The following is an 11,226-nucleotide window of genomic DNA, read 5'->3' as shown; positions in this document are numbered from 1 at the left end:
CCCGACGTCCCGCACCGGCCCGTCCGACCCCCTCTGCCCGCCCGCAACACCGCTATGTCAGGAGACCGTATGTCCGCGTCGGCAGCGCTGCCGCTGGTGGTGGAAGCAGGTTCCACCACCGACCTCGTAGACCTCATCGAGCACGACCGTGACGAACTCCGCTCGGCGCTCCACACCCACGGCGCGCTCCTCTTCCGGGGCTTCGACGTCGACGGCGTCGACGGACTGCAGTCGGCCGTCGACGCGCTGTCCGGGGAGACGCTCACCTACACCGAGGCCTCCTCACCGCGCACCTCGATCCAGGGCAATGTGTACACGTCCACCGACCACCCGGCCGAGGAGGAGATCTTCCTCCACAACGAGTGCTCCTACCAGGACACCTGGCCGATGACGCTGTACTTCTACTGCCTGCGCACGCCCGAGACGCTGGGATCGACGCCGCTGGCGGACACCCGGCGGCTGTACGCGGCGATCGACCCCGCGGTTCGGGAGGAGTTCGCGCGCCGGCGCTGGAGTCTGGTGCGCAACTACCACCCCAACTTCGGCGTCCCGTGGCCCAAGGTGTTCGGCACCGACAGCCGGGCCGAGGTGGAGGCCTACTGCAAGGAACACGGGCTGATCCCCGAGTGGACCGGCGAGGACGGGCTGCGCACCCGCGTGGTGCGGGACGCGCTGCACCGCCACCCGCACACCGGCGAGGAGGTGTGGTTCAACCACATCACCTTCTTCCACGTGACCACGCTCCCGGAGGACGTCCAGGAGGGCCTGCTCGCCCTGTTCGGCGAGGAGGGCCTTCCCACCAACACGTACTACGGCGACGGCGGGCGCATCCCCGACGACGTGATGGACCACCTGCGCGCCTGCTACGCGGACTGCCGGGTCCGCTTCGACTGGCAGCGCGACGACATCCTCGTGGTGGACAACATGCTGGCCAGCCACGGCCGGGAGCCCTTCACCGGCGACCGGAAGATCGCCGTCGCGATGGCGGAACCGCACACCGCCGGACAGGGAGAGCCGCGATGAGCGCCCGGAACACGCCGACCTCGGAGCCCACCGAGCCCTCCGGGCCCGTGATCCTCGGCATCTCGGCCCACTTCCACGACTCGGCGGCGGCGCTGCTGGTCGGCGGCCGACTCGTGGCCGCCTCCCACGAGGAGCGCCACACCCGGCGCAAGCAGGATCCCGACCTGCCCATCGACGCCGTGCGCGACTGCCTGGACCAAGCCGGTCTGCGCATCACCGACGTGGACTGCGTGGCCTACTACGAGGACCCGGCGAAGAAGCTCCACCGCCAGCTGTGGACCGGACTGCCGGCCTTCCCGGACAGCAGCGCGAGCGCCCTGTACCGGCTGGACGCCGACCGGCCGCTGCGGGAGATCCGGGACCTGCTGGGCTGGGACGGCCGGGTCGAGTTCGTCGACCACCACCTCTCCCACGCCGCGAGCGCCTACTACTTCTCCGGTTTCGACGACAGCGCCGTGCTGACGGTCGACGCGGTCGGCGAGTGGGCCACCACCAGCTGGGGGATCGGCCGGGGCGCCTCGCTCGAACTGGCCGAACAGGTCGAGTTCCCGCACTCCCTGGGCCTGCTGTACAGCGCGGTCACCGGCTACCTCGGCTTCGAGGTGAACGAGGGCGAGTACAAGGTGATGGGCCTCGCCCCCTACGGCGAGCCGCGGTTCCGGGACGAGATCGGCCGGCTCGTCCATGTCACCGAGGACGGGTCGTTCCGGCTCGACCTGGACTACTTCGACTTCACCAACCCCGACGGCATGCTCGGTGAGCGTTTCACGTCCCTGGTCGGCGTGGCGCCGCGGGTGCCGGAGTCGGCGATCGACAAGGTCCACCACGACCTCGCGCGCAGCATCCAGGTGGTGACCGAGGAGACCCTGCTGCGCATGGTCGACAAGGCCCACCGCATGTCGGGCAGCGAGAACCTGTGCATGGCCGGAGGCGTGGCCCTCAACGTCGTCGCCGTGCGCCGGATCGTGGAGGAGGGCCCCTTCGCCAGGGTGTTCGTGCAGCCGGCCGCCGGCGACGCGGGCGGCAGCCTCGGCTGCGCGGCCGTCGCCCACCAGCGCCTGACCGGCCGGCGGCCCCGGCAGGACCGGCTGACCTCCGTCCTCCTCGGTTCCGGCACCGACTCCGACGGCATCGCCCGGCTGCTCGGCGCGTACGGCGGGCAGAACTTCGCGGACTTCCGCGGGGACGAGGCGGGACTGCTCGATGCCGTCGCCGGGCGGCTGGCCGACGGCAAGGTGATCGGCTGGTACCACGGCCGGGAGGAGTTCGGGCCCCGCTCGCTCGGCGGGCGGTCCATCCTGGCCGACCCGCGGGGCGACGACACACGCGACCGGATCAACGCCTCGGTCAAGATGCGCGAGGCGTTCCGGCCGTTCGCGCCCGCCGTGCTGGCCGAGCACGCGCACGAGCACTTCCGGCTCGACCACGAGTCGCCGTTCATGCTGGAGACCTGCGAGGTCGTGTCGCCGCTGTCGCTGCCGGCCATCACCCACGTCGACAAGTCGGCCCGCGTGCAGACCGTCACCGAGGCGACGAACGGGCGCTTCTACCGCCTCATCCGCGCGTTCGCCGACCGGACGGGCTGCCCGCTGCTGCTGAACACGTCGTTCAACCTGCGGGGAGAACCGATCGTCCACACCCCCGTCGACGCCCTGCTCTGCTTCCTGCGGTCGGACATCGACTGCCTGGTGCTCGACGACTTCGTCCTGGACCGCGACGCGCTCCCGCAGTCCTGGGTGACCTGGTTCAAGGGCACCCGGCCCCCGCGCCGGAGCCGGGTGAGCGACAGCGTGTACACCCTGCTGTGACGAGGACGGCCACCCCGCTGCCCCCTTGACGGTCCGGGGCCGAGACCATCAGGTCACGGCCCCGGACTTCGTCCTCGTCACGGGCCGGGCCCAGTTGCCGCCGTACGGCCGGGAGATCCGGCCGGTGCCGAGCGTCAGGCCGCCACGAGTTCCTGCTCACGCTCAGGCAGTACCGGTGCCGTGACCTTGGGCTTCCTGTTGGGCAGCGAGAGCCGGAAGACCTTGTGCCAGGCGGAGAACACCTGCTTGTGCAGTGGCCCGGTGACGTACTCCAGCTCGTACTTCTCGAACAGCGCGCGCACCTTCACCGCGACCTCGGCGTACCGGTTGCTCGGCAGGTCCGGGAACAGGTGGTGCTCGATCTGGTGCGAGAGGTTGCCGGTCATGAAGTGCATGGCCTTGCTGCCGCTGATGTTCGCCGAGCCCATCATCTGGCGCAGGTACCACTGGCCGCGCGTCTCGCCCCTGATCGACCGGCGCTCGAAGACCTGTACGCCCTCGGGGAAGTGCCCGCACATGATCACCGAGTGGGACCAGATGTTGCGGACCAGGTTCGCGGTGAACGTGGCGCCGAGCGTGGGGAGGAACGACGGGCCCGACAGCAGCGGGTGGATCACGTAGTCCTTGAGCACCTGCTTGCGGATCTTGCGGCCCACGGCCCTGGCCCGCGCGCGGAACTCCGGGTTCTTGCGCCGGCGCTTGGTCAGGTTCTTGCCCAGCTCCAGGTCGTACGCCGCGATGCCGTACTCGAAGAAACAGGCGTTGAGGAAGTTCCACAGCGGCTGGCCGAGATGGATCGGGTGCCACTTCTGGTCCTCGTCGACGCGCATGATGCCGTAGCCGAGGTCGTTGTCCTTGCCGATCACGTTCGTGTACTTGTGGTGCAGCTCGTTGTGCGAGTGCTTCCACTGGTCGGACGGCGAGACGTGGTCCCATTCCCAGGTGGTGGAGTGGATCTTCGGGTCCCGCATCCAGTCCCACTGGCCGTGCAGGATGTTGTGGCCGATCTCCATGTTGTCCATGATCTTCGCCACGGACAGCCCGGCGGTGCCGAGCAGCCACGCGGGCGGGAAGAACGAGAACAGCAGCACGCCCCTGCTGACCAGTTCGAGCTTGCGCTGCGCCGAGATGACCTTCCGGATGTACGCGGCGTCCTTCTCTCCGCGGCCGGCGATCACTTCGTCGCGGATCGCGTCCAGCTCGCGTCCGAGCTCCTCGATCTGCTCCGCGGTCAGGTGGGCGGTGGGGTCGATGGCGGTCAAACTGTTCCTATCGTTCGATGTCGCAGGGGCCCGCCGCGGCGGACACGCAGGTCTGGATGAGGACGCCCGGCTCGGCCTCGGTGATCTCGCCGGTGCGCAGGTCCCGGACGGCGCCCGCCTTGAGCGGCGTGGTGCAGCCGAAGCAGATGCCCATGCGGCACCCGGACGGCATGAGCACGCCCGCCTCTTCGCCGACGTCGAGCAACGGCGTGGCGCCGTCCGCGTCGACGCTTTTGCCGGTGGCGCTGAACGTGACCTCGCCGCCGTCGCCGGTCACGACGACGCTGGGGCGGAAGCGCTCGGTGTGCAGGCGGTCCTGGAGGCCGTGCGCGCCCCAGTGCTCCTCGGCGGCGTCGAGCAGGCCCGTGGGCCCGCAGGCCCAGGTCTCGCGCTCGGCCCAGTCGGGCACGAGTTCACCGAGACGGGCGAGGTCGAGGACGCCGTCCGTGGCGGTGTGCACCTCGGTGAGTCGCAGCTTCCCGCCCGCGGCCAGGTCGTGCAGTTCGTTGCGGAAGATCACGTCGTGCGGCCGTGGCGCGCAGTGCACCATGACGACGTCGTCGAACGCGGTGTCGCGCAGCATGCCCATCACGGGCGTGATGCCGCTGCCGGCCGTCAGGTAGAGCACCTTGGCGGGCGTGGCCCGCGGCAGCACGAAGTCACCGGTCGCCTGGTCGAGCTGGATCAGCGTGCCCGGTCGCGCCCTGCGGACCAGGTGGTTGCTGACCTTGCCGTCCGGGATCGCCTTCACGGTGATCGTGATGCGGCCGTCCTGGCGGTGTGCCGGCGAGGTGAGGGAGTAGGCACGCCACAGGCGCACCCCGTCGACGTCGACCCCGATCCGCACGTACTGACCGGCCCTGTGGCCGCGCCAGCCCCGTCCCGGCCTGATCACGATGGTCGCGGCGTCAGCCGTCTCCGGGTGCACGGCCTCGATGCGTCCCCGCAGGTCGGCGCCCGCACGCAGCGGGCTGACCAGGTCCAAATAGTCCGACGGCAGCAGCGGCGTCGTGACCATCTCCAGCAGTTTCCACGCCCTGCTGCGCAGGGCAGTACTCGTCATGACTCCAGCTTGCTGTGCCTCAGGGCGTAAAGTCCTGACCGCAGAACATAAATCTGATCAGCCGATTTGTTCGCAGGGAACAAAACGTGAGCCATGCAATCCAGCGGGCCAGTGAACTGGCCCTGGACGAGACGACGGTCGCCGCACTCCGGGCCCAGCTGAAGACCACCGCCGACGAGGTCGTCCAGGCGATCATCGACGAGGTCCCTTCCTACGCCAACGCCCTGTCGGGCCACATGGGCGCCACCATCCGCCGAGCCGTCCGCACCGCCCTGGGACACTACCTGGACCTCGCGAGCGGGAAGGCCACCGGCGGCGACGCCGGTGACGCGGCCTACGAGCTGGGCCGCGGCGAGGTCCGCGACGGCCGTTCGATGGACGCCCTGCTCAGCGCCTACCGCGTCGGCGCCCGCGTGGCCTGGCGATGCCTGGCTGCGGGCGCCGTGCCCGCGGGACTGCCCGCCGCCGAGGTCGCCAAGTTCGCCGAGCTGACCTTCGCCTACATCGACGAGCTCTCCGCCGCGAGCGCCGCGGGCCACGCCGACGAACTGGCCGCCCAGGGCAGGGCCCAGGAACGCCACCTGGAACACCTGGCCCGCGACCTGCTCGCCGGCGCGAGCCCCGACGTGCTGCTGGCCTCCGCCCAGCGGGCCGGGTGGCCGCCCCCGGCTTCCCTGACCGCGGTGCTGCTGCCCGCCGCCCAGGCCCGGCCCGCCTACCGCGCGCTCGACCCGAGCACCCTCGTCCTCGACGATCTGCCGGACTCCACCGGTGTGCTCCTCGTCCCCGACGCCGACCGGTCACATCTCCTGCGGCAGCTGACCGACCGCGCCGCCGTGGTCGGCCCCGCCCGGCCATGGACCCGTGCGTCCGCCTCCTACGCGCGCGCCGTACGCGCGCGCTCCCTGTCCTGCGACATCCGCGACACCGAGGAGCACCTGCCCGAGCTGGTGCTGAGCGCCGACGCGGACGCGTTCGCGGACCTGCGGGCCCGGGCCCTCGCACCGCTGCGGACCTTGCCCGTCGCGACCGCACGGCGGCTGGAGGAGACACTGCGGGCGTGGCTGCTGCACCAGGGCAGGCGGGACGCGGTGGCGGCGGCGCTGTTCGTCCACCCCCAGACCGTCCGGTACCGGATGGCGCAGCTGCGGGAGCTGTTTCCGGATCTCGCCTCACCGCACCGGGTCCTCGAACTGACCCTCGCGGTCGGCCTCCGAACCGACTGACGGGCACCGCCCGGCTCCCGGCGCGATCCGCAGCCGTCAGGGTTGCGTCAAAGGCGTGGGCCGTGTCGTCAGGGAGGCGTCAACGACCGGTCGGATCCGGCCACGGGTGCGGTTTTCTCTACTCGTCCCTACCGACCGCACCTCACTCCAGGAGTTCGCGATGGCCGATGTGGCCTTCGTCGTCGTCACGATCGCGGGTTTCGTGCTCGTGGCTCTCGTCGCCAAGGGGGTGACGAAGCTGTGACCGCCGAGAACATCGTCGGCCTCGTCGTGGCCGTCTCCCTGCTGGGCTATCTCGTCCTCGCCCTGATCTTCCCGGAGAGGTTCTGAGACACGAGATGGGTCCCGTACTCGCCGGCGTGCTCCAGCTGGTCGCTCTGACGGCCGCGCTGGCACTCGCATACAAACCCCTCGGCAGCCACATGGCCAGGGTGTACTCCTCCGGCAAGCACCTGCGTGTCGAGAGGTGGATCTACCAGGGCATCGGCGCCGACCCCGACACGCAGATGCGCTGGCCCGCGTACCTGCGCGGCGTCCTCGCCTTCTCCGCGGTCGGTGTCCTGTTCCTCTACGCGCTCCAGCGGCTCCAGGGCCACCTGCCCGGCTCGCTCGGCTTCGCCTCGATCGACCCGGACCAGGCGTTCAACACGGCCGTGTCGTTCGTGACCAACACGAACTGGCAGTCGTACTACGGCGAGCAGGCCATGGGGCACGTCGTGCAGACCGCCGGCCTGGCCGTGCAGAACTTCGTCTCCGCGGCCGTCGGCATGGCCGTCGCCGTGGCGCTGGTGCGCGGCTTCGCACGCTCCCGCACGGGGGAGCTGGGCAACTTCTGGGCCGACCTGGTGCGCGGCGTCGTCCGCGTCCTGGTCCCGATCGCCGCCGTCGCCGCGGTCGTGCTGGTGGCGTGCGGCGTGATCCAGAACTTCTCCGGCATCCACGAGGTCGGACAGTTCACGGGCGGCGCGCAGCAGTGGAACGGCGGCGCGGTCGCCTCCCAGGAGGCCATCAAGGAACTCGGCACCAACGGCGGCGGCTACTTCAACGCCAACAGCGCCCACCCCTTCGAGAACCCCACCCCGTTCTCCAACCTGTTCGAGATCTTCCTGATCCTGCTGATCCCGTTCTCGATCACCCGGACGTTCGGGCTGATGGTCGGCTCGGTCAAGCAGGGCTACGCGATCCTCGCCACCATGGGCACCATCTGGGTCGGCTTCGTGGCGCTCATGATGTGGACCGAGTTCTCCCACCACGGTCCGGCCTTCGAACTGGCCAACGGGGCGATGGAGGGCAAGGAGGTCCGCTTCGGCATCGGCGGCTCGTCGATCTTCGCGGTGTCGACCACCCTCACCTCGACAGGTGCGGTGGACTCCTTCCACTCCTCCTTCACCGGCCTCGGCGGCGGCATCACCCTGCTCGGCATGATGCTGGGCGAGATCGCGCCCGGCGGCGTGGGCTCCGGCCTCTACGGCATGCTGATCATGGCGATCATCGCGGTGTTCATTGCCGGCCTGATGGTGGGCCGCACGCCCGAGTACCTGGGCAAGAAGATCGGCCCCCGCGAGATCAAGCTCGCGGCCTGCTCCCTCCTGGTCACCCCGGCGCTCGTGCTCGTCTTCACCGCCTTCGCGATGGCGCTGCCCACCCCGCCGAACTCGATGACCAACAGCGGGGCGCACGGTTTCACCGAGATCCTCTACGCCTACACGTCCGGCGCCAACAACAACGGATCGGCGTTCGCCGGCCTGAACGCGGACACGCAGTGGTTCAACACCACGATCGGCCTGGCGATGCTGCTCGGCCGCTTCCTGCCGATGGTGTTCGTGCTGGCGCTGGCCGGCTCGCTCGCCGAGCAGCAGCCGGTCCCGGCGACGGCGGGCACCCTGCGCACGGACAAGCCGCTGTACGCCGGGCTGCTGGTCGGCACGATCGTCGTCATCACCGGGCTGACGTACTTCCCCGCGCTCGCGCTGGGGCCGCTGGCCGAAGGGCTGGCGTGATGACCACCCACGTAAAGAAGCAGGACTCCATGTCCACTCCCACCCTCGCCCCGCACCAGGACGCCCCCACCGGGCACAAGGCCCCCGAGGGCCGAGTCGGCGCCGGTCTGTTCGACCCCGGGCAGCTCCTCAGGTCGCTGCCGGACGCCTTGCGCAAGCTCGACCCGCGGGTGATGGTCACGTCCCCCGTGATGTTCGTGGTGTGGATCGGCTCCGTGCTGACCACGGCCTTCTCCTTCACCGACCCCGGCGACTGGTTCGGCTGGACCATCAGTGCCTGGCTGTGGCTGACGGTGGTCTTCGCCAACCTGGCGGAGGCCGTCGCCGAGGGCCGGGGCAAGGCGCAGGCCGACACCCTGCGCAAGGCCAGGACCGACACGGTCGCCCGCCGCCTGGCCGGGGACCGCGAGGAGCGGGTGCCCGGCACCGAGCTGAGGATCGGCGACCTGGTCGTCTGCGAGGCCGGTGACATCATCCCCGGGGACGGAGACGTCATCGAGGGCGTCGCCTCCGTCGACGAATCGGCGATCACCGGTGAATCCGCGCCCGTGATCCGCGAGTCCGGCGGAGACCGCTCGGCGGTCACCGGCGGAACGAAGGTCCTCTCCGACCGGATCGTCGTCCGGATCACCACGAAACCCGGCGAGACCTTCATCGACCGGATGATCGGCCTGGTCGAGGGCGCGGCCCGGCAGAAGACGCCGAACGAGATCGCCCTGAACATCCTGCTGGCCTCGCTGACCATCGTCTTCCTGCTCGCCTGCGCCACCCTGCCGCCCCTGGCGGACTACGCGGGCACCCACCTGACGATGGTCGTCCTCGTCGCCCTGCTGGTCTGCCTCATCCCGACCACCATCGGCGCCCTGCTCTCGGCGATCGGCATCGCCGGCATGGACCGGCTCGTGCAGCGCAACGTGCTCGCCATGTCCGGGCGCGCGGTCGAGGCCGCCGGTGACGTCTCCACCCTGCTGCTGGACAAGACCGGCACCATCACCCTGGGCAACCGCCAGGCCGCCGCGTTCGTGCCGGTCCGCGGTACGACCGAGGCACAGGTCGCCGACGCGGCGCAGCTGTCGTCGCTGGCCGACGAGACGCCCGAGGGCCGCTCCGTCGTCGTACTGGCCAAGGAGAGGCACGGGCTGCGTGAGCGCCACCAGGGCGAGCTGGTCGGCGCCGAGTGGATCCCCTTCACCGCCCAGACCCGGATGTCGGGCGTGGACGTCGACGGCCGCAGGATCCGCAAGGGCGCGGCCGGTTCGGTCACCGCCTGGGTCCGGGACAACGGCGGCACCGTCGCCGACGACGCGGACCTGATCGCCGACCGCATCGCCGAGGCCGGCGGTACGCCGCTGCTCGTCGCGGTCGAGGACGCCCGCGGGGCCCGCGTCCTGGGCGTCATCCACCTCAAGGACGTCGTCAAGCACGGGATGCGGGAGCGGTTCGAGGAACTGCGCCGCATGGGCATCAGAACCGTCATGATCACGGGTGACAACCCGCTGACCGCGAAGGCCATCGCCGACGAGGCGGGTGTCGACGACTTCCTCGCCGAGGCCACCCCCGAGGACAAGATGGCCCTCATCAAGCGTGAGCAGGCCGCAGGCAAGCTCGTCGCCATGACCGGCGACGGCACCAACGACGCGCCCGCCCTCGCCCAGGCCGACGTCGGCGTGGCCATGAACACGGGCACGTCGGCCGCGAAGGAGGCCGGCAACATGGTCGACCTCGACTCCAACCCGACCAAGCTCATCGAGATCGTCGAGATCGGCAAGCAACTCCTCATCACCCGGGGCGCGTTGACCACGTTCTCCATCGCCAACGACGTCGCCAAGTACTTCGCGATCATCCCGGCGCTGTTCGCCGCCGTCCACCCCGGCCTGGACAAGCTCAACATCATGCGCCTGTCCTCGCCCGACTCCGCGATCCTGTCCGCGGTCGTCTTCAACGCGCTGGTCATCATCGCCCTGGTGCCGCTGTCCCTCAAGGGCGTGCGGTACCGGCCGCTCAGCGCGGACCGGCTGCTCCGGCGCAACCTGACGGTCTACGGCCTCGGCGGCCTGGTCGCCCCCTTCATCGGCATCAAGATCATCGACCTGCTCGTCTCCCTCATTCCCGGGCTGTGACTTCTCGAAAGCGTGCTGAAGGCCATGAACAACTCCGTATCGAACACCGCCCGGCTGCTCTGGGCGGGCCTGCGCGCCCTGCTCGTGCTGACCCTGGTGACGGGCGTCCTCTACCCGCTGGCCGTCACCGGCGTCGCGCAGGGGCTGTTCCACGACAAGGCGAACGGCTCCGAGGTGACGGCGGACGGCAGGGTCGTCGGCTCGTCGCTGATCGGCCAGGCGTACGACCTGCCGCTGAAGGCGGGCCAGCAGACCCCGGCCGCGGACCTGAAGTGGTTCCAGGGCCGTCCGCGGAACGGCCTCGGCACCAACAGCGTCAACACCCGATACCGGCTCCTCCTGTCCGGTGCTACCAACCGGGCGGGCGACAACCAGCAGCTCATCCAGTGGGTGAAGGACGCCAGGGCCGCCGTCGTCAGGGACAACTCCACCGCCACCTACCGGGTGAAGCCGTCCCGGATCCCCGCCGACGCGGTCACCTCCTCCGGCTCCGGACTGGACCCGGACATCTCCCCGCAGTACGCCGACATCCAGGTCCACCGGGTCGCCGAACGGAACGGCCTGCCCACCGCCCGGGTCCAGAAGCTCGTCGACGAGCACACCGAGGGCCGCACGCTCGGCTTCCTGGGCGAGCCGCGTGTGAACGTCCTCGCCCTCAACATCGCCCTGAAGGAACTCGTGGCCGAGCATTGACGGCGTGACGCAGTGTCAGGTGGCGTCCACC

The 11,226-nt window shown here is 70.2% G+C and carries 10 protein-coding genes; 8 read left to right on the top strand and 2 right to left on the bottom strand.

Translation table 11 applies throughout. From position 1 onward, the window contains the following. Window positions 1-69: 69 nt before the first annotated feature. Both ACIGAN_RS07035 and ACIGAN_RS07030 read left to right on the top strand, forming a co-directional pair. Window positions 70-1,023: a TauD/TfdA family dioxygenase gene (locus tag ACIGAN_RS07035; RefSeq protein ID WP_365096742.1), complete on the top strand. Its 954-nt coding sequence runs from the start codon at window positions 70-72 to the stop codon at window positions 1,021-1,023. After that, entirely contained in the window at window positions 1,020-2,831 is a 1,812-nt protein-coding gene (locus ACIGAN_RS07030; protein WP_399855649.1) for a carbamoyltransferase, read from the top strand. The genes ACIGAN_RS07035 and ACIGAN_RS07030 overlap by 4 nt, the downstream gene beginning before the upstream one ends. A 134-nt stretch (window positions 2,832-2,965) precedes the next feature. Here the strand turns inward: ACIGAN_RS07030 and ACIGAN_RS07025 are convergent, their stop codons facing one another. Together ACIGAN_RS07025 and ACIGAN_RS07020 are read right to left on the bottom strand one after the other, a co-directional pair. After that, window positions 2,966-4,093, bottom strand: a complete 1,128-nt coding sequence (locus ACIGAN_RS07025) for a fatty acid desaturase family protein (protein ID WP_399855646.1) — start codon at window positions 4,091-4,093, stop codon at window positions 2,966-2,968. 7 nt (window positions 4,094-4,100) lie between these two features. Beyond that, window positions 4,101-5,111, bottom strand: coding sequence for a ferredoxin reductase (locus ACIGAN_RS07020; protein WP_399856218.1), 1,011 nt, complete (start codon window positions 5,109-5,111; stop codon window positions 4,101-4,103). A gap of 131 nt (window positions 5,112-5,242) precedes the next feature. Here ACIGAN_RS07020 and ACIGAN_RS07015 point away from each other — a divergent pair, with 131 nt between their 5' ends. The 6 genes from ACIGAN_RS07015 (at window position 5,243) to ACIGAN_RS06990 (ending at window position 11,195) form a co-directional block, all read left to right on the top strand. Continuing rightward, window positions 5,243-6,382: a PucR family transcriptional regulator gene (locus tag ACIGAN_RS07015; RefSeq protein ID WP_365741306.1), complete on the top strand. Its 1,140-nt coding sequence runs from the start codon at window positions 5,243-5,245 to the stop codon at window positions 6,380-6,382. A 106-nt stretch (window positions 6,383-6,488) separates the two neighbouring features. Next, entirely contained in the window at window positions 6,489-6,626 is a 138-nt protein-coding gene (locus tag ACIGAN_RS07010; protein WP_365096754.1) for a hypothetical protein, read from the top strand. After that, a complete protein-coding gene (kdpF, locus tag ACIGAN_RS07005) occupies window positions 6,623-6,712 on the top strand; it encodes a K(+)-transporting ATPase subunit F (RefSeq protein WP_037722934.1) in 90 nt (29 codons plus the stop codon). Before ACIGAN_RS07010 ends, kdpF begins: the two co-directional genes overlap by 4 nt. Before the next feature lie 8 nt (window positions 6,713-6,720). Continuing rightward, window positions 6,721-8,382: a potassium-transporting ATPase subunit KdpA gene (gene kdpA, locus ACIGAN_RS07000; RefSeq protein WP_399855642.1), complete on the top strand. Its 1,662-nt coding sequence runs from the start codon at window positions 6,721-6,723 to the stop codon at window positions 8,380-8,382. Then, window positions 8,382-10,502 carry a potassium-transporting ATPase subunit KdpB gene (gene kdpB / locus ACIGAN_RS06995; protein ID WP_365741309.1) on the top strand — a complete coding sequence of 707 codons (2,121 nt, stop codon included), beginning with the start codon at window positions 8,382-8,384 and terminating at the stop codon, window positions 10,500-10,502. Before kdpA ends, kdpB begins: the two co-directional genes overlap by 1 nt. Before the next feature lie 24 nt (window positions 10,503-10,526). After that, on the top strand, window positions 10,527-11,195 hold the full coding sequence (locus tag ACIGAN_RS06990; protein WP_399855639.1) for a potassium-transporting ATPase subunit C: 669 nt from the start codon (window positions 10,527-10,529) through the stop codon (window positions 11,193-11,195). The last annotated feature ends 31 nt before the right edge of the window (window positions 11,196-11,226 follow it).

Origin of the sequence: Streptomyces sp. NPDC085931 (assembly GCF_044540565.1) — a bacterium.
GTDB lineage: Bacteria > Actinomycetota > Actinomycetes > Streptomycetales > Streptomycetaceae > Streptomyces.
Note: the sequence above shows the minus strand (reverse complement) of the source record. Positions and strands in the feature narration are given on the sequence as shown.

Excerpts from the sequence above, each read along its gene's own strand:
- ACIGAN_RS07035 (WP_365096742.1), top strand. The coding sequence starts at position 70 with ATGTCCGCGTCGGCAGCGCTGCCGCTGGTGGTGGAAGCAGGTTCCACC.
- ACIGAN_RS07030 (WP_399855649.1), top strand. The coding sequence starts at position 1,020 with ATGAGCGCCCGGAACACGCCGACCTCGGAGCCCACCGAGCCCTCCGGG.
- ACIGAN_RS07020 (WP_399856218.1), bottom strand. The coding sequence starts at position 5,111 with ATGGTCACGACGCCGCTGCTGCCGTCGGACTATTTGGACCTGGTCAGC.
- kdpA (WP_399855642.1), top strand. The coding sequence starts at position 6,721 with ATGGGTCCCGTACTCGCCGGCGTGCTCCAGCTGGTCGCTCTGACGGCC.
- kdpB (WP_365741309.1), top strand. The coding sequence starts at position 8,382 with ATGACCACCCACGTAAAGAAGCAGGACTCCATGTCCACTCCCACCCTC.
- ACIGAN_RS06990 (WP_399855639.1), top strand. The coding sequence starts at position 10,527 with ATGAACAACTCCGTATCGAACACCGCCCGGCTGCTCTGGGCGGGCCTG.